Origin of the sequence: Bradyrhizobium hipponense (assembly GCF_008123965.1) — a bacterium.
Lineage (GTDB): Bacteria > Pseudomonadota > Alphaproteobacteria > Rhizobiales > Xanthobacteraceae > Bradyrhizobium > Bradyrhizobium hipponense.
In genome coordinates, this window is sequence record NZ_VSTH01000103.1 from 38,809 (window position 1) to 58,107 (window position 19,299).

General features: G+C 64.6%; 21 protein-coding genes. 8 read left to right on the plus strand and 13 right to left on the minus strand.

Annotated elements, in window-relative coordinates:
- Nucleotides 1-96: 96 nt before the first annotated feature.
- From FXV83_RS28240 to FXV83_RS43110, 7 genes are all read right to left on the minus strand, one after another.
- Complete coding sequence (locus tag FXV83_RS28240; RefSeq protein WP_148742855.1) at nt 97-927, minus strand: energy transducer TonB; 831 nt, start codon at nt 925-927, stop codon at nt 97-99.
- On the minus strand, nt 927-1,373 hold the full coding sequence (exbD, locus tag FXV83_RS28245) for a TonB system transport protein ExbD (RefSeq protein WP_148742856.1): 447 nt from the start codon (nt 1,371-1,373) through the stop codon (nt 927-929). The genes FXV83_RS28240 and exbD overlap by 1 nt, the downstream gene beginning before the upstream one ends.
- A gap of 3 nt (nt 1,374-1,376) precedes the next feature.
- Nucleotides 1,377-2,156, minus strand: a complete 780-nt coding sequence (gene exbB / locus FXV83_RS28250) for a tonB-system energizer ExbB (protein WP_148742857.1) — start codon at nt 2,154-2,156, stop codon at nt 1,377-1,379.
- Nucleotides 2,157-2,182: 26 nt separating this feature from the next.
- The gene (hutX, locus tag FXV83_RS28255; RefSeq protein WP_148742858.1) at nt 2,183-2,698 is read right to left on the minus strand and encodes a heme utilization cystosolic carrier protein HutX; all 516 of its coding nucleotides are present in this window, start codon (nt 2,696-2,698) and stop codon (nt 2,183-2,185) included.
- Nucleotides 2,699-2,729: 31 nt separating this feature from the next.
- Nucleotides 2,730-3,062: a heme-degrading protein HmuQ gene (gene hmuQ, locus FXV83_RS28260; RefSeq protein WP_148742859.1), complete on the minus strand. Its 333-nt coding sequence runs from the start codon at nt 3,060-3,062 to the stop codon at nt 2,730-2,732.
- 135 nt (nt 3,063-3,197) lie between these two features.
- Nucleotides 3,198-5,591: a TonB-dependent hemoglobin/transferrin/lactoferrin family receptor gene (locus FXV83_RS28265; RefSeq protein ID WP_148742860.1), complete on the minus strand. Its 2,394-nt coding sequence runs from the start codon at nt 5,589-5,591 to the stop codon at nt 3,198-3,200.
- Nucleotides 5,592-5,743: 152 nt separating this feature from the next.
- Nucleotides 5,744-5,926 carry a hypothetical protein gene (locus FXV83_RS43110; RefSeq protein WP_187436217.1) on the minus strand — a complete coding sequence of 61 codons (183 nt, stop codon included), beginning with the start codon at nt 5,924-5,926 and terminating at the stop codon, nt 5,744-5,746.
- Between FXV83_RS43110 and FXV83_RS44325 the strand changes: the two genes are divergently transcribed.
- The 4 genes from FXV83_RS44325 to FXV83_RS28285 are packed head-to-tail and all read left to right on the plus strand — an operon-like array spanning nt 5,844 to nt 8,904.
- Nucleotides 5,844-6,050 (plus strand): hemin uptake protein HemP, encoded by a 207-nt coding sequence (locus FXV83_RS44325; RefSeq protein ID WP_148742976.1) that lies wholly within the window; start codon nt 5,844-5,846, stop codon nt 6,048-6,050. The two genes, FXV83_RS43110 and FXV83_RS44325, sit on opposite strands and share 83 nt — an antisense overlap.
- A 6-nt stretch (nt 6,051-6,056) precedes the next feature.
- Nucleotides 6,057-7,010 (plus strand): heme/hemin ABC transporter substrate-binding protein, encoded by a 954-nt coding sequence (locus FXV83_RS28275; RefSeq protein ID WP_148742861.1) that lies wholly within the window; start codon nt 6,057-6,059, stop codon nt 7,008-7,010.
- Entirely contained in the window at nt 7,007-8,104 is a 1,098-nt protein-coding gene (locus tag FXV83_RS28280) for a FecCD family ABC transporter permease (protein ID WP_148742862.1), read from the plus strand. Before FXV83_RS28275 ends, FXV83_RS28280 begins: the two co-directional genes overlap by 4 nt.
- Nucleotides 8,101-8,904, plus strand: a complete 804-nt coding sequence (locus FXV83_RS28285) for a heme ABC transporter ATP-binding protein (RefSeq protein WP_148742863.1) — start codon at nt 8,101-8,103, stop codon at nt 8,902-8,904. Before FXV83_RS28280 ends, FXV83_RS28285 begins: the two co-directional genes overlap by 4 nt.
- A gap of 211 nt (nt 8,905-9,115) precedes the next feature.
- On the opposite strand, the gene FXV83_RS28295 is transcribed toward FXV83_RS28285, so the two are convergent.
- Together FXV83_RS28295 and FXV83_RS28300 are read right to left on the minus strand one after the other, a co-directional pair.
- A complete protein-coding gene (locus tag FXV83_RS28295) occupies nt 9,116-10,795 on the minus strand; it encodes a mucoidy inhibitor MuiA family protein (RefSeq protein WP_148742866.1) in 1,680 nt (559 codons plus the stop codon).
- Nucleotides 10,796-10,956: 161 nt separating this feature from the next.
- On the minus strand, nt 10,957-12,168 hold the full coding sequence (locus FXV83_RS28300; RefSeq protein WP_148742868.1) for an NnrS family protein: 1,212 nt from the start codon (nt 12,166-12,168) through the stop codon (nt 10,957-10,959).
- A gap of 133 nt (nt 12,169-12,301) precedes the next feature.
- Here FXV83_RS28300 and FXV83_RS28305 point away from each other — a divergent pair, with 133 nt between their 5' ends.
- Nucleotides 12,302-13,012 (plus strand): Crp/Fnr family transcriptional regulator, encoded by a 711-nt coding sequence (locus FXV83_RS28305; RefSeq protein WP_148742869.1) that lies wholly within the window; start codon nt 12,302-12,304, stop codon nt 13,010-13,012.
- 5 nt (nt 13,013-13,017) lie between these two features.
- Here FXV83_RS28305 and FXV83_RS28310 read toward each other — a convergent pair whose 3' ends face one another.
- Both FXV83_RS28310 and hemN read right to left on the minus strand, forming a co-directional pair.
- Nucleotides 13,018-13,215, minus strand: a complete 198-nt coding sequence (locus tag FXV83_RS28310) for a DUF1858 domain-containing protein (RefSeq protein WP_148742870.1) — start codon at nt 13,213-13,215, stop codon at nt 13,018-13,020.
- Nucleotides 13,216-13,406: 191 nt separating this feature from the next.
- The gene (gene hemN / locus FXV83_RS28315; protein ID WP_148742871.1) at nt 13,407-14,759 is read right to left on the minus strand and encodes an oxygen-independent coproporphyrinogen III oxidase; all 1,353 of its coding nucleotides are present in this window, start codon (nt 14,757-14,759) and stop codon (nt 13,407-13,409) included.
- Between the two features lie 172 nt (nt 14,760-14,931).
- Between hemN and FXV83_RS28320 the strand changes: the two genes are divergently transcribed.
- The 3 genes from FXV83_RS28320 (at nt 14,932) to FXV83_RS28330 (ending at nt 17,403) form a co-directional block, all read left to right on the plus strand.
- Nucleotides 14,932-15,138: a hypothetical protein gene (locus tag FXV83_RS28320; RefSeq protein WP_148742872.1), complete on the plus strand. Its 207-nt coding sequence runs from the start codon at nt 14,932-14,934 to the stop codon at nt 15,136-15,138.
- Nucleotides 15,139-15,374: 236 nt separating this feature from the next.
- Nucleotides 15,375-16,472: a copper-containing nitrite reductase gene (nirK, locus tag FXV83_RS28325; RefSeq protein ID WP_187436219.1), complete on the plus strand. Its 1,098-nt coding sequence runs from the start codon at nt 15,375-15,377 to the stop codon at nt 16,470-16,472.
- Nucleotides 16,473-16,524: 52 nt separating this feature from the next.
- Nucleotides 16,525-17,403, plus strand: coding sequence for a formylglycine-generating enzyme family protein (locus FXV83_RS28330; RefSeq protein ID WP_148742874.1), 879 nt, complete (start codon nt 16,525-16,527; stop codon nt 17,401-17,403).
- A gap of 430 nt (nt 17,404-17,833) precedes the next feature.
- Here the strand turns inward: FXV83_RS28330 and FXV83_RS28335 are convergent, their stop codons facing one another.
- Both FXV83_RS28335 and FXV83_RS28340 read right to left on the minus strand, forming a co-directional pair.
- Complete coding sequence (locus FXV83_RS28335) at nt 17,834-18,484, minus strand: CoA transferase subunit B (protein WP_148742875.1); 651 nt, start codon at nt 18,482-18,484, stop codon at nt 17,834-17,836.
- 75 nt (nt 18,485-18,559) lie between these two features.
- A complete protein-coding gene (locus tag FXV83_RS28340; RefSeq protein ID WP_148742876.1) occupies nt 18,560-19,267 on the minus strand; it encodes a CoA transferase subunit A in 708 nt (235 codons plus the stop codon).
- Nucleotides 19,268-19,299: the final 32 nt, after the last annotated feature.

The window sequence follows — 19,299 nt, forward strand, 5'->3', positions numbered from 1 at the left end:
GAGGATAGAACTCCAGTCTCGTACTCTCGATGAGTGCGCGGAGGCACCCCTCACCCTCTCCCCGTAAGAACGGGGCGAGGGAGTGAGAGAGCGTCGTCATCTCACCGTAAACTCGACCGGGATCGTAAAGCTCATCGAACCGTTGGTGATCTCGGGCGGGATCGGCGGAAACAGCTGCGCCTGGCGGATCATCGACATGGCCTGGGCGTCGAAGGCGGCAACGCCCGACGATCCGCCAAGACAGCTGGACGTCACCTGCCCGCTGCGGCTCAGCGTGAAGCTCAGCCTGGCAACGCCGCGCTGACCGCCACCACCGGATGGATATTGGTGAAAGCGCATCAGATGTGCGCGGACGCGTTGATTATAGGACGCGATCACCGAAGCCACCGCGCCTGCGCTCATTGCCGATGCCATCGGCGCCTCGCGCTCGGCGCGCGGCGGCGCGCTGGTGCGCGGCGCGGGAGCGGCCTCCGACGGCTTCCTGGCCTCGCGGCGAACCACCTTCGGCTTCGCTGGCGTTGGTCTTTCAGCAGGAATGATCTTCGCCGGCTCGAGCTTGGCCGGCGTCGGCTCCAGCTTCTGCTCCGGCGGCGCCACGACCTCCGGCTTCTCCTGCGGTGGCGTCGGCGCGATGGTGTCCTCGACGGTCTGCTGCTGCATGGGCGCCGGCGGCGAAGCGTCGGCCGCCTGCATCGGCGGCCCCGGCGCGACGTCGTCCTGGGTCGGCTGCGGCGCCGATGTCGCCGGCGCCATGTCAATCATGATCGCCGGCAGGTTGACACCCGGCTCGGGCGGACGGTTCAGCCAATTCAATGCAAATGCGATGACGCCTACATGCAACGCCACGATCACCGCGGCTGATCCGCCCCAGCGTGCGCGCTCGCGCTCGCCGAGCGGCTCATGCAAGGCAAAGGCGTTCGCGGCCATCAATTGCGTCCGTCGAGGCCGACGAGCGCGACCTTGAGATAACCGGCATTGCGCAAGGTGTTCATCACCTCCATCAGATCGCCGTAGGAGACCGCCTTGTCGGCGCGCAGATAAATCCGCTCGTCCTTGCGGCCCTTGGTGGCGGCCTCGAGCGAGGTGCCGAGCGCATCGCGGGCCACGACATCTTCACCAATCGCGATCGAGAGGTCAGGCTTCACGGTGACGAAGGTCGGCTTGTCCGGCCGCGGCGCCGGCTCGGCCGCAGTCGCCGGCAGTTCGACGCCGATATCGACGGTGGCGAGCGGCGCAGCCACCATGAAGATGATCAGCAGCACCAGCATCACGTCGATGAACGGCGTGACGTTGATCTCATGGGTGACGTCGAGATCGCTGGGGTCGCCGCGCTTGAGCGGCGATCCCGAACGTCCGCCGAGCTTCGCAGCCATGACCTACTCCGCCGCCCGCGCCAGGCGGAAATCGCGATGGTCGCGCTGGCGGCTGACCAGCAGCATGAGCTGCGCCGAGGCATCGCCAAGCAGCGCGCGGTAATTGGCGATGCCGCGAACCAGATGGTTGTAGATCACGACCGCCGGGATCGCGGCGACGAGACCGAGCGCGGTGGCGAGCAGCGCCTCTGCGATGCCGGGTGCTACCACCGCGAGGCTCGTGGTGTGACTCTCGGAGATGCCGATGAAGGAATTCATGATGCCCCAGACCGTGCCGAACAGGCCGACGAACGGGGCGGTTGCGCCGATGGTCGCGAGCACGCCGGTGCCGCGCGCGATCTGCCGCGACATCGCCGCCTCGACCCGCTCCAGCCGCAGCGCCACGCGCTCCTGGAGACCGTCGTCGAGGATGCCGCCGGAGAGCTCCGCTTCCCTGGCGCAGGACTGGACGAGCTGGGCCACCGCATCGTGCGCATCGCCGGCCCGCTCCGCCGCCTCGGCCAGCTTCAAATTGCGTTCCAGCGCGCGCGTGCGCTCCAAGGCGAGCGCGCTCTTGCGGCGCAGCTCGATGGTCTTGGCAAGCCACACCGTCCACGTCACTAGCGAGGCGATCGCAAGCCCGATCATCACCGCCTTCACGACGAAGTCGGCGCCGACGAACATACCCCAGGGCGATAAATTGCGCGGCAACAGCGCCTCGTCGATTGCGAGGGCTGGTGTCGGCGCGAGCGCCGCCAACAGGATAACCCCGATCATGTGCCGAAGCCCAAAATTGCCCTGCATCCTGATCTCCCGACAGACAGAAGAAACTACGCCGCGGGCAGCGCCGCGATCCGGTCCGCGCGCTGCCGGAACCGCGCCAGCTGGTCCGCCCGCAACGCGCGGGTCTCGTCGCGACCGACGAAGATCTTGAACATGATACCACCGTCGACATTGACAAACGCGGCGAAGGCCGAGGTCTTGCCCATGAAGGGACGCTCGACGAAAGCAACGCCTGCGCAACGCTCGTGACGAAGATGGCCGTGCAATCCCTTTGGCTGCATCAGGTTGAAATAGCCGCGGCCGATCTCGCCCGTGGGAATCGCGCCCGTGAACTCGAAGATCGCATCGTCCGTGTGCACGATCAGCGTAACCTCGCCCCACTCTGCGATGTCCTGCATGGCAGCGGCGAAATGCTCGCCGGCGCCGATCCGCACCATCGACGGCGGCAGCGCCTCGATCACTGTGCGTGGCGAGACCTTGCGCTCGCGCGCAACGTCCTCGATCACCGCGCCGGGATTGTCGGCCATGTGTGCCTTGAGATCGGCGAGATCGGTGCTCAGCATGTCCGGCTCCTTTCGTGCTGGCGGCGCCGCCTTAAGCGGCCGCAGCCTTGCGCTCGCTCTGGATCACCTCAAAGCCCTCGAACTTGGGATGGCCGAGATAAAGGCTCTCGCCGGTCCTGTTGTCGGCGCGGGCATGGGCGCGGCGGAATTCCTCCGATCGCGTCCAGGATTCGAACGCGGGCTTGTCGATCCAGCTGGTATGCGATGAATAGAGCGTGTGATCCTCGGCCTCCGGGCCCTTCAACAGATGAAACTCGACGAAGCCCGGCATGGTGCCGAGATAGGATTCGCGCGTGGCCCAGACTGTTTCGAACGCGGTCTCCGCGCCCTTCCTCACTTGGAAGCGATTCATAGCGATGAACATCAGATTTCTCCTGTCAGTCATGTGAATCGGCAAGCGCCGATCGGATTGATTCAGAACGCACCGAAGCCACGCCGGGACATCAGCGTGGCTCTGGAGGTCGATACGGCGCCCTGCACGGGTTCGCCGGTCCACTCCTCAGGTGCCGCCAAAGTGGTACTTGAGGCCTCCTTTGATCACGAGCCCTGCGCCGGCGCTGGCCCACTTCACGTCGTTTTGCGTGTCGCCGGTGCTGCCAACCGGAATGGCATAGGGGCGATAGTACTGGTTGAAAAGATTTTCGACCGAGAAGTTCAGCGTGAGATCCTGCGTCGGCAGATACTGAACATACAGATTTACGAGATCGTACGACGTCGCCGGGGTATAGGTTCGCGGGATATCGTAATTGGCGATGGCCGACGTCCACATCACCGAGAGGATCAATGTCCTATCGAGCAGGCGCACGCCCGCTGTCGTGGTGACCTTCTGCGGCGGAACGCTATAAAGACCAAACCCGGTCTGCAGGTTCTTGCCATTCTGATAGGTCCCGGACAGGCCGACAAACCAGAGGTTCGCATCGTACATCGCCTCGGCTTCGAAGCCCTGAATACGGGCAGAAGCGACGTTCTGATACTGCAGGAACGGCAGCACCGTGATGCTGGGTGCCGGCGGAGGGCCGGTGGGAACCACCAGCGGATTGCCGTAGGCGACCTGATCGATGAAGTCTGTGATGTCGTTGCGGAACACGTTGATCTTGCCGCGAAGCGTATCGCCCGGCGTGAACAGATCGTTCTTCTTGATGTTGAATCCGATCTCCTTGTTCTTGCCGACCTCGGGCCGCAAGTTTGGATTCGGCACGAAGCAGAACGTCGAATCCGCGCCAGGTCCCGGCGTGCCCGACGGACACCGGAAGAAGGAGTCGTTGACCGTGGCACCTGAATGCGGGCCGCTGACCAGCGTCTCGGTAATCGACGGCGCCCTATAGCCTTCGGCGTAGCTGACATAGGGGGTCACGACGGCGGTGGGAACAAGCGCGACCGTGATCTTCGGCGATAGGCGATCACCGCCGGACGACGAGGTTGCCGACGAAAGCTGATAGTTGTCGTAGCGGAGCGCGCTGATCACCTCGAGCATGGAGGTGTAGTCGGTCTTCCACTGCACGAAGCCGCCGGACACGGTGCGCTGTCCGCCGGGCGTCGTGACTTCGGATGTGCCGGTCGTGTCTCGGGACGATACCTTGTCCTGGAAGGCGTCCAGCCCGTAGGTCACCGCGTGACGCCAGCTTCCGGTCTCGAACCGCGTCGTGTTGTGCACGTCGACGCCGATCGTATCGAGCAGATATCCGCGATTGCTGCCAATACAGCCAGACACGGCATTGCCAGGAACGCCTCCGCAGTAGACCGATGGCGTCGTGCTGGTATGTGCGGTCTTGACCTGATCGTTCTCGGTCCGGTTCCAGTAGACCTTGGCATCCCAATCGAACCACTGGTCGTCGGGCTGCGAATATTTCCACCCGAGCGTCGTCGTGTAGTTCTTCACGTTGGACGCGTAGATCGAGGTGCCGCCCAGATTGTTGGTGCCGTTCGCGTTGGTCGAATTCGGATCGCCAGCGCGCCGCGGCGGCTGGCCCACACTGTAGATGTCTTCCTGGAAGATCGTTCCGAGCTTGACCTCATGCCCGTCCGCCGGCCGCACGGTCAGCTTGGCGATGCTGCTCGTGAGCCGGTTGCCGGTGTTGGCAACCTCGAAGCCGGTGCCGTCCCTGTAGTTCTCCTGCGTGGAGTAAGTGCCGCCCGCGAATACGTCGACATTCGGGTTGACATGAACACCGCCGAAGGCCGAGCCAAGCGCGCGGCCGTAGTTGCTGCCAAGAATGGTCTTGACGTCCACGCCCCAGCGCTCACCGGCGCGCACCACATCCTCGATATCCTTGGTGCGGAACGACGCCACGCCACCAATGGCGCCGGAGCCGTAGATGTTGGCGGTCGGACCGCGCACGATGTCGATGCCGCTGATCAGCTCGGGGTTGAGAAAGAACGAGCCGTTGGCGAAATGACCTGTGCGCTGATAGTTCTGCCGCGCTCCGTCGACGACGACGGCGACGCGACCGAAATCCTGAAGGCCGCGGATGTTGATCGAGGTCGATGGCTCATCGCCACGGTTCTGAACCCAGACACCGGGCACGTTGTAGATGAGGTCGCCGACCGTACTGGCCTGGCGGCCTTCGATCTGCCCTGACGTCACGACACTGACCGGCGCGAGCGCATCGACCGCACGCTCCTCGGTCTTTGAGGCCGCGGCCGTGATGGTATCGAGCGATTGAACAGGCGCAGCACCTGCCTGGGCGCGAGCGTTCATCGCCTCGGACGTTGCCTGCTGTGCGATTTGCGGCTTGGCCTGCTTGCGTTTGGCCTGCTTCGGCCGATCCGGCGACGCGTGTTCGACTTGCGGCTGAGCGGTTTGCGCAACACCGCTCTCCGTCGCCAATGCCGCGATTGAAACCACCGACGCGCCCAAAATCAGGGCGCGCGAATACCTAGCCCCGTCAGCCATATCACCCCAGCCTGCACTTCATGTTCGTTGGTTGGCTGGCGTGGGCTCGCGCAAGGCGAACGACTGGCTGGCTAATTTTCTCAAGACGCAGACAAGTTGCGCCGCGTCACAATTGGTTACGTGGCAACACTCAGGCGGTCAATGACAACAGGTTACAGTTTATATCGATTGTAAATTGCCGCCGTTGGAATGCGCCCGTTGCCGCCTGTACAAACAGGCTGCATCTGGAATTTGGAAAGCATCACCCCAACAATGTCAGCAGCGCCCGGAGACAAAATCGGCGGCGCGGCAGGGCCGGCAGAAAGCCCTCCTGCAACAACGAGAACCTTGACCATGCGCGGGAGCAGGATCGACAGCAGCGAGCTGTTCGCCGCCGAGCGCGAGATCACCATCGCGCATGGCGTAGACACCTATCGCCTGCGTCTGACCTCGCAGAACAAGCTGATCCTGACGAAGTAATTTGCAATGACATTTTGTCGCACTCTGACACATCTCCTGCTGACCGGCACGATCGCGCTCACCTCCGCCGCGCACGCCGCCGGCATCACCGTACACGACGCGCGCAATCGCGACGTCGCCGTCACCGATTTCGCGCGCACAGTCTCGATCGGCGGCGCCATCACCGAGATCCTCTACGCGCTCGGGCTAGAGAACCGGCTGGTCGGCGTCGACACCACGAGCCTCTATCCGGCGGCGGCGCTGCACGACAAACCCAATGTCGGCTACATGCGCCAGATTTCGGCTGAGGGCGTGCTCGGTCTCAACCCCACGCTGATCCTGGCGATCCAGGGGTCCGGCCCGCGCGAAACCATGGACCTGCTGGAGACGGCAAAGGTGCCGCTGGTGCTGGTGCCCGAGACCTTCTCCGAGCAAGGATTGATCGAGAAGATCAGGCTGGTCGGCCATGCCATGGGCGTCGATGCGCGCGCCGATTGCCTGAGCGCCGCGGTCAGCGCCGATCTTGCCCAGCTCCGTGCGCTGCGCGCCAAGGTGACGAAGCCGGTGCGGGTGATGTTCGTGATGTCGCTTCTGAACGGGCGGGCGATGGTCGCCGGTCACAGGACCGCCGCTGACGAGATCATCCAGCTTGCGGGCGCCGCCAACGCCGTTGACGATTACGACGGCTACAAGATCATCGGCGACGAGGCGATCGTGGCGGCGAAGCCCGAGTTCGTGCTCTCGATCGAGCGCGGCAAGGAGTCGCTTCAGGCCGAGGCGATCTATACGCATCCCGCCTTTGCCCTGACGCCGGTCGCAGCCAACAAGAGTTTCATCACCATGGATGGTCTCTATCTGCTTGGCTTCGGCCCGCGGACGGCGGCCGCGGCGCATGATCTCGCGGTCCGGCTCTATCCGACGCTCGCGGCACAGGCTGGCGGATTCGCCTCGACCGTGTCGATGGCGAATTGCTGGCAATGAGCGTGGCGATCGAGGCAGAGGCGCGCGATCCGCGACGACGCACAGGCGCAGGACGACGCCCCACCTCGCTCGTGATCGCCGTTCTGCTGATCGCACTGGCAGCGATTGCGACTGTCGCGCTCGCGGTCGGCGCGGCCGGCATACCGCCGTCCCGGCTGCCTGCCGCGCTTGGGTTTTTCGGCAAAACGACTGCCGATGCGATGGCTGCCCGCGACCAGCTCGTGCTGTGGTCAATCCGTATTCCCCGGATCGCGGCAACCGCGATGGTCGGAGGTCTGCTCGCGGCGGCCGGCGCCATCATGCAGGGACTGTTTCGTAACCCCCTCGCCGATCCCGCGCTCGTCGGCGTCTCCAGCGGCGGGGCGTTCGCGGCTGCAAGCGCGATCGTCTTCACCGATTCGCGCTTCGGCGAGACGCTGCGCTTCCTCCAGACTGAGCTGTTGCCGCTCGCGGCCTTCGCGGGATCATTGGCGACGACGGCGCTCCTCTACGGCATCTCGAGCCGCGCCGGGCGAACCTCGATCGCGATCTTCCTGCTTGCCGGCGTCGCCATCACCGCCATTGCCAATGCCGGCATCGGGCTTCTGGTGTTCATCGCCGACGATCGGCAATTGCGCGACATCACTTTTTGGCTCCTGGGCTCGATGAGCGGCGCGACCTGGACCAAGGCCGCGATGCTCGCGCCGATCCTCATTGTTGGGCTCGCGGCCTGCACCTTCATCGCGCGCGGCCTCGATCTTTTGGTCCTTGGCGAAGCCGACGCCTTTCACGGCGGGGTCGACGTCGAACGCCTCAAACGAATCTCGATCGTCATGGTCTCCGCCCTGACCGGCGTCGCAGTGTCGATCAGCGGCGTCATCGGTTTCGTTGGCATTGTGGTGCCGCATCTGCTCCGTCTCGTTATCGGCCCCGCGCATCGGCTGCTGCTTCCGGCTTCCGTGCTGCTTGGCGCGATCCTGATGGTCGGCGCCGACACGCTGGCGCGCACCATCGTCGCGCCCGCGGAAATGCCTATCGGCATCTTGACCGCGGCGGTCGGCGCGCCGGTGTTTCTCGCAATCCTGCTGCGGCAGCGCGGGCTCGCCTCGCTATGAGCGCCGTGATTAAAGCGCAGGCCTTGAGCAAGCGCGCCGGCAGCGCGACGCTGCTCGATGGCGTCAGCCTCACGGTTGCCGCCGGTGAGATCGTCGCCATCGTCGGTCCGAACGGCGCTGGCAAGTCGACGCTGCTGCGGTTGCTTTCCGGCGATCTCCGCCCGAGTGAGGGCGAGGTGCGGCTGAAACAGCGCGACATCCGCAGCTACAAGCCGCGCGAACTCGCCGCGCGCCGCGCGATGTTGTCCCAGCACGTCAACGTCACCTTCCCCTTCACGGTCGCAGAGATCGTGCTGATGGGCGCCGGTGACCGCAGCGCGCGCGAGGCAGGTGCGCTCGTCGATGCCGCGCTGCATGAGGTCGGCCTCGATCAATTTCGCGAACGGCAATTGCCGACGCTGTCGGGCGGCGAGCAGCAACGCACCCATTTCGCGCGCGTGCTGGTGCAGCTCGCCTGCGGCGAGGCCGCGCATGGACCCGGCCTGCTGCTGCTGGACGAGCCGACATCGAGCCTTGATCTACGTCACCAGATCGACCTGGTCGAAGCGGCGCGGCGCCGCGCGGCAGGCGGCACCGCGGTGATCGCGATCCTGCACGACCTCAATCTCGCGATCCGCTTCGCCGACCGGCTGGTGGTGCTGAACAAAGGCAAGCTCGCCGCCGACGGCCCGCGCACTGAGGTCGTCACGCGCGAGACCATCCGCGACATCTTCGAGATCGACGCCGTCGTCCACCAGGCCGACGACGGCGTGCCTTACGTGCTGCCGCAATCGATGCGCGCGGTTGAGACCGGAATTTAAACCGCCGCGAAACGAATGGCACTGCTTCTGCGAAGGCGGTGCGCTCCCTCCCACGCTTGCGGGGGAGGGCTGGGGAGAGGGTGTCTCCACAATCGAGAACCCCCAAGAGGACAGAGCCCTCACCCGGCGCCTCGCGCCGACCTCTCCCGCAAGCGGGAGAGGTTAAGGGAGACCGGGGCAAGGGCGTTCCGCCTCACAGTCAACGCAGCCCCTAGCCGGCCGGGACGATCACCATGCCCTTGTCCTTGGGCCAGCGGATGCGCCAGGCGAAGTTGATGTCCCTGATCTCGCCGGGCTTGGCATCGAACGACCATTCCTGCACGCCGCGCCGGTCGCGGATGTTGCTTGTGGTCGGCGGAGTGCTCGACGGCAGCATCTCGACCACGATGTCCTCGTTCTCGCTGATCGGCAATTGGTCCTCGATCGCGACGCGAATCGGGAAGTCGTGGCCGTTGCGAACGGTGGTCTTGAATGCGCGCTCGTCGGTCTTCGACGTCGTAACCAAAAGGCCAGCCGAGCCTTCGTTGCGCTTGAGCACGGCGCGCTCGATCCTGACCTTGTCGTCGGCGCCGAAGCCGAGTCGAACGACGTCGTCCTTGGCGGAGGCCGAGATCTTGCCGCGGCCGACGAAGACGCCGTCGCGATAGATCGCAACCTTGCCCGGCAGCAGCGCCGCATCGTCCGCCGGCTTGAAGCTGGCTTCGAGGAAGGCGGTCGGATCCATCACAGGTGCAGCACGCACCGCGAGATCGGCGGGCACGCTTATTGACGCGATGCGCAGGCTCTTGGCGCCTTCGGCGGCGCCAAGGCTGACGCGGCCGGGAATTTTGAAGGTGGCCTGGAAATCGCCGATTTCGGCGACCGCCTGCTGCTCGTCGGCGCGCTCGCGCGGCTCGGACGCCTCAGCCACCTTTGCAGAAAGATGGGGTTGCATCTGACGTACGACCGGGGCGGGACGAGCCAGGTCCGAGGCCGTGCCGAGCGCCAGAGGCTTCGCCGGCTGCGGATATTGCGCCACCAGCGAGTTCAGCTCCGGCGCGCTGCCGCCGCGACCGATACGAACGGTGGAGACACCGAGCGTGACGTTTGACCAGTCCTCGCCGGCCGACTGCGTGACCTCGGCGCGGCGGATCAACTCGATCTGCGGCTTGCGGTCTTTGGCGCCGGTATCGAGCCGGGCGTCGTAGAGCGGCAGCCAGCGCGCGTTGCGAACGGCGTAAGTCACCCGCAGCGTCGCCTTGGTCGCGGCGGCGGAGGCGACATCGATCCGCACCTCCAGCTTGCTCGGCGGCTTGGCCGAACGCTCGGCTTCGAGCTGCGCGATCTGGCGGTCGATCTCGCGCTGCCTTCGCGCCGCGTCACGGATCGTGGTGTCGGCGGTCGCGATCTCCTCGGCAACGGCGACAAAGGCCGCGCGCCATTCGGTGATCGGACGGGCCTCGCCCTTCTCGCCCAGGCCGGCTGGGGAGGCTTCGGCAAAATGCTGCGCGAATTTGCGCCGGGCGGTGGCGGAATCGATCGTGCCTTGCAGGTCGGCGCGCTGGTCCCTGAGCGCCTCGATGCGCTTGTCGAGTTCTGACAGGTTGACCGGCGGTGCCGCGCGCGGGGGCCGCGCGTCGATGGTGCCAATCGTGAGTTTTGTGCCCGCTTCGCCCTCGACGCGGAGGGAGGACGGATCGAGCGAGAGCGGAAAGTCCTTCGCAACGAGGGTGCTGTCACCGGAGGCAAGATCCAGCGCAATGACTCGGGTGACGGTGGCGCCATCGGGATAGACAGTGACGGCATCGATGGCCGATGTGGCATCCACATCGGCGGCCCACGACGGCAACGCGAGCGCCGTGGTCACCAGGACCAGGCCCGTCGTCGCCAAGCATTTTGCGGTGATGCGCATCAAACTTCCTCCCTGCCGATATCGCCGCGCCGCCAGCCGGACGCGCGATGAATGCCACGCCATCGTGGTGAGACGCGGCAGGGAAGGAACTGGTTCGATTGGGGTTTCCGTGGGGCGTGGCTGCGGCAGCACCAAGGCCGCGGAACGCATCGGCGCGCCCCTCAGCGTGCCGGAGCGGCTGCGCCGAGTGTGGCGAGTGCGCGCCACCGGCTGCCGGCAAGCAGCGGACCGAACGCAATCGCAAAGCCGAGGAACGCGAGGACCCAACCGCAGGCGGCGATGTGCAGCAGCGCATTGCTATGCGCAGGCAACACCACGGCAGCGACACGCGCCAGTGCCCCAACGATGATCGCAAGGTAGATTGCTTGCGTCGCCGGCGAGGCCGTCAGCGCCTGTCCGGTGTGGCCAAGGCTTGCGCGCGTCATCACCGCGAGCGTCATGGTTCCGGCTGCGCCCGCCATCCAGGCGTGAATGCCCGCGCTTGGCGGCAGCGCGCCGAAGCCGGCTGCGGCGTGCAGCAGGAAGCCCAGCGGCACGAAGCCATAGCCGACATGCAGGACCAGCAGCAGCCGTTCGCGCGAAGTCCGATCGCCGGCCCAGCGCGAAAGCCGCACCAGGTGCAGCACACCGACAAGTGCCATCGCGATACCGGTGACCACATTCAGCGGCGCCACGATCCAAGAGATCAGCGCAAGCGCGCTGCATCCGATCACCGCGCCGTCAAAACGTCCGAACGGCACCGGCAGACGGCCGGGATTGACCTTGACCAGCCAGTTGCGGGTGAAGCTCGGAATGATCCGACCGCCGATCAGCGAGATCAGCAGCACGACCACGCCGATGCCGACGCGGATGCTGACATCGGCCGCGCCCTCATAATGCGCCTCCAGATGAAAAGCGACATTGCCAGCGAGCAGCGCCAGCACCAGCCCCACCACCGGCAGATTGCGCCAGTTGCCGCCGGCGATGATTTCGCGGGTTGCGGCGGCAACGACCAAGGCCAGGAAGGCGGCATCGACCGCAAGCGCAAACGCCCAGCCGATATCGGCCGACAAGATCACCGCGGCACGCCCGGCAAGCCAAACCGCCACCAGCGCACCCAGCGACGTGCCGTTGATCGGCAGTCGCCCGGTCCAGTTCGGGATCGCCGTAAACAGGAATCCCGTGACCACCGCAGGCAGGAAGCCATAGAGCATCTCGTGGACGTGCCAGTCGCGCGGCGCGAAGGTCGAGGTTACCGACAGCTCGCCGTAAAACATCGGCAGCCAGACCAGAATCGACAACCCGGCCTGAATCGCGGCGAGCAGAAAGAAGGGCCGAAAGCTATTCGCAAACAGCGGCCAGCCCTCAAAATTGCGGGATCGGGCGGCAGCCATGGGGCAACTCCTGTGACATCAGACCGTTACTTGGAAAAATACTGCCGCTCAGCTAGTTCCGTTTTGCGCTATCGCAAATACCCGGACGATTGCAGGTGCGATCACACTCCAAGCGCCACGCCAAGGAGGCAGAATGGCCAGGGTCGACACATCGCTGGTGACGCATTTGCCGCTGTTTGCCGGGGTCAAGCCCGACGACCTCGAGGAGATCCTGCGCGAGGCGCGTTCGGCGCGTTACCCCAAGAACAGCGCCATCTTCGAGCAGGGTGCAGATGCGCAGTCCTTCTTCCTGCTGCTGCACGGCCACGTCCGCGCGGCCAAGACCACGCCGACCGGCGAGCAGATCGTGGTGCGCTATGTCGCACCCGGCGAGACCTTCGGGCTCGCCACGGCGATCGGGCTTACGCACTATCCTGCGACTGCGACCGCGGTCGACGACAGCGTCGTCCTGATCTGGCCGACCGCCGCCTGGCCGCGGCTGGTCGAGCGGTTTCCATCGCTCGCCGCCAATACGTTGCAGACGGTCGGCGCGCGGCTTCAGGAGAGCCACACCCGCATCCTCGAGATGTCGACCCAGCAGGTCGAGCAGCGCGTCGCGCATGCGTTGCTGCGCCTCGCCAAGCAATCCGGTAAGAAGCTCGATCAGGGCATCGAGATCGACTTCCCGATCAGCCGCCAGGACATCGCGCAGATGACCGGCACCACGCTGCATACCGTGAGCCGCATTCTGTCCGGCTGGGAGAGCCAAGGCCTCGTCGAGAGCGGTCGCCAGCGCATCATTCTGCGCGAGCCGCACAGGATCGTCGTGCTGGCGGAGCGCAGCGCGGACAGCGGCGCGGCGTGAAGAACTCACGCCGGCACGCAATCGCACAGCGCGGCGAGGAATTTTTCGCGGTCGATGCCATGCTCGCGGCAGGCGTCGTCCACCGTGTGGAATGTCGCGATCGGGCAACCGACACAGGCCATCCTGAAAGCGAGAAACACAGGGATCGTGTACGGCGCCGAGCGCATGATGTCGTCGACCAGATCGTCGGATCGGAAGGGCATGGACAGTCTCCGTTCCGACCGGACGATAGCGGAGCTGGTGGCGATCTCTTTGTCGAAACGCAAGCTCCACTCGTCATTCCGGGGCGCGCCCTCTTTGGCGCGAGCCCGGAATGCATTTCTCCACGTCGCGTGCTGCACGATGGATCCCGGGTTCGCGCTTCGCGCGCCCCGGAATGACGGAGAGAGAGACTTCAAACCGCCCGGCTGTGCAGTTGCTTCGCGCTGTCGAGATGCGCATCGAACGCGGCGGCGACGCTGCGCACCAGGAAGCGCGAGTCGTTCGCAACCGCGAGACGGGCACCGTCAAGCCGGACGACCCCGTCCGAAATCAGCGGCGCCAGCCGCGGCGCCGATTTCAGCATCGCCTCCGGCATCGCGCCGTGGCGCGCGCAGATCGCACCGAGATCGGCACTGAACTCGCACATGATGCGCTCGATAATGTCGGCGCGCAGCCGGTCGTCGTCGGTAAGTTCATAGCCTTTCGCGCTGGCCAGACGTCCGGCGGAAATGGCCTCCGAATAGGCGCCGATCTGCACCTCGTTCTGGACATAGCCCTGCGGCAGATGTCCGATTGCGCTCGCGCCGAAACCAAGCAGGACTTCGCCTTTATCGGTGGTGTAACCCTGGAAATTGCGCCGTAGCGTCCGCTCCTCACACGCCTTGGCCATGGCATCGTCGGGACGCGCGAAATGATCGAGCCCGACCTGCACATAGCCCGCCTCCTTGAGCGCGTTGGCGATCGCGCAGGCCTGGTCGTGACGTGCAATTCCGTCCGGCAAAACGCCTTCGTTGATCATGCGCTGGTGTTTCTTGAAAGCCGGCACATGCGCATAGCCGAACACCGAGAAACGGTCGGGCGCGAGCGCGAGAGCGTGTCGCACGGTGTCGAGACAGGAGGCGACGGTCTGGTGCGGCAGCCCGTAGATCAGATCGAAATTGATTCCCGCAATGCCGGCACGCCTGAGCATGTCGACGACGGACGCCGTCTGCTCATAACTCTGTACGCGGTTGATCGCACGCTGCACGACGGGATCGAAGCTCTGCACTCCCAGGCTCGCACGGTTGACGCCGGACAGCCGCATCGCCTCCACCATGTCGGCAGTCAGCGTTCGCGGATCGATCTCGACCGCGATCTCCGCCGAGGGCAGCACGAAGAATGCCTGGCGCATCGCCGACATCAGTTCGGCGAACGCGTCCGGCGCCATGATCGTCGGCGTACCGCCGCCGAAATGGATATGCTCGACCTTGATACGGCGGCCGATGATTTCGGCGACCAGCCCAACCTCGCTGCGGAGCGTGCGCTGATAGGCCGCGACAAGCTCGTCGCGGCGGACAATCTGGGTATGGCAGCCGCAATACCAGCACATCTCACGGCAGAACGGCACGTGCAGATACAGTGACGCGCTGGCTCCGGCAGGGAGTTCGGCCAACCACCGGGCGTAACGGTCTGCGCCGATCGCAGGCGAAAAATGCGGTGCAGTCGGATAGCTCGTGTAGCGCGGTAGACGTTCCTCGCCGTAGCTCGCCGCGAGATCAACCCTCATGTCTTACCCATTGGTAAATTCATGCCGCGCGGGATCGCAGCACATCCGAATGGCGTTGAAATTACTCCCTTTCGGGCGGGCTGCTTTTGCGCTCGCTCAAAGTATCGGCGCAGGATTGGAGCCATTGTGACATCAGTGCCTTCTGGAGAAAGGCCGTTTCTGGAGATAGACCATGGCGTCGCTCGCGCTCGATCTCGTTCTCTGGCTTATCCATGTTCGCGGCCACATCCCCCGCTTCGACGACTTTCGTCCCGTCCCCGCCGCCTCCTCAACCGGCGCCGGCTATCTGGTACGCGTCCTGACCATCATGGCCTCTGTGTTCGCGGCGCTGTCGCTCGCGGTCTGGGGAACGGTCTGGCTTGCGATACAGCTTCTCTAGTCGATCTCCATAGATCGACGATCGAACGCCACCGGCAGCGAACGAGTTGCTGCTGGCGCGACTGATGTCGCGCGGTGCGCCTGGTCGTATCCTTGCCGACGTTACCCGCCAAACCTCTTAAGGATCTTCACGGAAGGCGAATCCGGCGAAAGGTTGTTGCAGCGCAAATCAACTTGCCGCGATCGGCGCAGACTGCATCCCGTCATCAAAACCATTTCAGATGAAGGATGCTTCCGATGTTCACCCGCAGAGCCGCATTGATCAGCGCCGCCGCGACCGCACTGATGCTGGCAACACCCGCATTCGCCGTCAACGAACTCAAGCTGCCGCGACAAAAGGTCGAACTGGTCGCCCCGCCCTTCGTGCATGCGCATGAGCAGGCGACGACCCAAGCGCCCAAGATCATGGAGTTCAGGCTTACGATCGAGGAAAAGAAAGTCGTTATCGACGAGAAGGGCACCACGTTCCAGGCCATGACTTTCAATGGCTCGATGCCAGGCCCGCTGATGGTCGTGCATGAGGGCGACTATGTCGAGGTGACGCTGGTCAACCCCGCCACCAACTCCATGCCGCACAACATCGACTTCCACGCCGCGACCGGCGCGCTTGGCGGCGGCGCACTCACCCTGGTCAATCCCGGCGAGCAGGTCGTGCTGCGCTGGAAAGCAACGCGGACCGGCGTATTCGTCTATCACTGCGCGCCGGGCGGCCCGATGATCCCGTGGCACGTCGTCTCCGGCATGAACGGCGCCGTGATGGTGTTGCCGCGCGACGGCCTCAACGATGGCAAGGGCCACGCGCTGAAATACGACAAGGTCTACTATATCGGCGAGCAGGACATGTACGTGCCGCGCGACGAGAAGGGCAATTTCAAGTCCTACGATTCGCCCGGCGAAGCCTTCACCGACACCGAAGAGGTGATGAAGAAGCTGATCCCCTCGCACGTCGTGTTCAACGGCAAGGCTGGCGCGCTCACCGGCAAGAACGCGCTGACCGCCAAGGTCGGCGAGAACGTCCTGATGGTGCATTCGCAGGCCAATCGCGACAGCCGTCCGCATCTGATCGGCGGCCATGGCGACTATGTCTGGGAGACCGGAAAATTCTCCAATGCGCCGGAGACCGGACTCGAAACCTGGTTCATCCGCGGCGGCTCGGCGGGGGCTGCAATGTACAAGTTCCTGCAACCCGGCATCTACGCTTATGTCACGCATAATCTGATCGAGGCCGCCGACCTCGGCGCCACCGCGCACTTCAAAGTCGAAGGCAAGTGGAACGACGATCTGATGTCCCAGGTGAAGGCGCCTGCCGAGATACCGCCTGCCAACACCAACTAGACGCGACAAGGGGCCGGTGAGCACCGGTCCCTTCTTTCTTCGGGGAACGACCATGCTGATTGCATTCAAGTTGAAATTGGCACTGGCCTGCGCGGCCGGACTTGCAGGGCCGATCGCGGTTGCGCCGCTGATGTCGGACATGGCGATCGACGGCACCGCGGCGGAGCCTGCCATTGTCGAGGTCGCACCGGGCAGCTTCTTCTATCGGGAAGCCGGCGATTTCACGCGCGCCGGGCAGCAGGCGGAAGCGCCGTTGCGCGCCTTGCAGTTCAAGAGGCCGCTGCACGTCATGCGACATCAGGTTTCGTCATCCGACTATCAGCTTTGCGTGCGGGACGGCGCGTGCCGCGCGCTCGATCGCGGCGTGACGGTCGCACCCGATCGCCCCGCAGTGCAGGTGAGCTGGCACGATGCGCAGGCCTATGCGGACTGGCTATCGCGCAAGACCGGGCACCACTATCGCCTGCCGAGCGATGCGGAGTGGGCTTTTGCCGCCGGAAGCAGGTTCAAGGACGACGGCTCGCCGGTCGATGGCAGCGATCCGGCGAAACGCTGGATCAGCCGCTATGAACGCGAGTCGGAGCGCGATTTCGCCGACACCACGGCCTATCCGTTCGGCAAGTTCGGCCTGAACGAGCACGGCATCGAGGACATCGCCGGCAATGTCTGGGAATGGACCTCGACCTGCTTCGTGCGCTCGCGCGTTGATGAGGCCGGCAATGCCGGCCGCCCGACCGTGAACTGCGGCGTGCGCGTCGCCGAAGGCGCCCACCGCGCCTACGTCACCGACTTCATCCGGGACGCTCGCGCCGGCGGCTGCGCGCAAGGCGTCCCGCCCGCCAATCTCGGCTTCCGCCTGGTGCGCGAGGAAGCGCCGTGGATGGCCAGCGTGTCGGCGAGATGGGGTAAGGTGTGGACGGCGAGGTCGTAGTGCGTTGGTGCGTTCATCCTTGAAGAGCGATAGCGGTGCCTCGCACTTCGTCATTGCGAGCGCAGCGAAGCAATCCAGAATTTCTCCGCGGAGACAGCCTGGATTGCTTCGTCGCAAGCGCTCCTCGCAATGACGATGTGGAGGCAGCCCGCGCCCAACCCCCAGTGTCGTCCTGGCGAAGGCCAGGATCCATAACCACCGAAATGAGTTTTGCGAAGACCAGTGGTGATAGTCCTTCGGGACTAGCACCGGCGGTACTCGATAGACCTCGCGGTATGGGTCCTGGCCTTCGCCAGGACGACACCGAGGTTGCCGCCGTGCCTACCGCTCACTCGCTCGCCCGGCGCCATCAATCTTGCCCAGCGTGCACCGCCAAACGAAGATGGCCGGGACGAAGCCCGGCCATCTCGCGATTATCTCGATCGCGATTTTACGTGTTCTTCAGCGCGACGCGGAATTCGGCTTCGGTCTTGGCCTTGACCTCGTCGAGCGAGACGCCGTCGGCGAGCTCGATCAGCGCCATGCCGCCATCGCCGTGCTTGTCGATGGTGAAGACGGCGAGATCGGTGACGATCATGTCGACCACGCACTCGCCGGTCAGCGGCAGGTTGCACTTCTTCAGGAGCTTGGGGCCGTCCTTGGCGGAATGCTCCATCACCACCACGACGCGCTTGACGCCGGCGACGAGGTCCATCGCGCCGCCCATGCCCTTGACCATCTTGCCGGGGATCATCCAGTTGGCGAGATCGCCGTTCTGGGCCACCTGCATGGCGCCGAGGATCGACAGATCCATGTGGCCGCCGCGGATCATGCCGAACGAGTCTGCGCTGGAGAAATAGCTGGTCGACGGCAACTCGCTCACGGTCTGCTTGCCGGCATTGATGAGGTCGGCGTCCTCTTCGCCCTCATAGGGGAACGGTCCCATGCCGAGCATCCCGTTCTCGCTCTGGAGGCTGACATCCATGCCCTCGGGGATGTAGTTCGAGACCAGCGTCGGGATACCGATGCCGAGATTGACGTAATAGCCGTCACGCAGCTCCTTCGCGGCGCGCGCAGCCATCTGTTCACGGGTCCAGGCCATCTTGTTCTCCTGAAGTCTTATGTTTTTCGCATGATCTGTTCGGAAAACCGGTGCCCACTTTTCCGAATCATGCGCTTAAGCTGCCGTGCGCGGGCGGGTGTTGCGGAATTCGATGCGCTTCTGGGCCGTACCGACCTCGACGATGCGCTTGACGAAAATGCCAGGCGTGTGAATGTGGTCGGGATTGAGTTCACCGGCCGGAACCAGATGCTCGACCTCGGCGACGGTGACCTTCGCGGCGGTCGCCATCATCGGGTTAAAGTTGCGCGCGGTCTTGCGGTAGATCAGGTTGCCGGCGGTGTCGCCCTTCCAGGCGTGCACGATGGCGAGGTCGGCGAACAGGCCGCGCTCCATCAAATACTTCTCGCCGTCGAACTCCTTCACCTCCTTGCCTTCGGCGATCAGCGTGCCGACGCCGGTCTTGGTGTAGAAGGCCGGGATTCCGGCGCCGCCGGCGCGGATGCGCTCGGCCAGCGTTCCCTGCGGATTGAATTCGAGTTCCAGCTCGCCGGCGAGGAATTGCTGCGCAAACAGCTTGTTCTCGCCGACATAGGACGAGATCATCTTCTTGATCTGCCGGGTTTCCAGGAGGCGGCTGAGCCCGATGCCGTCGACGCCGGCATTGTTGGACACCACTGTCAGGCCCTTGACGCCGGAATCGCGGATCGCATCTGACAGCACCTCGGCGATGCCGCAGAGACCGAAGCCGCCCGACATGATCATCATGCCGTCTTTCAGAACGCCCTCGAGAGCCGATTTGGCGTCGGGATAGACCTTGTTCATGCAAAAACCTCGACTGAACCTTCGGCTTGCGG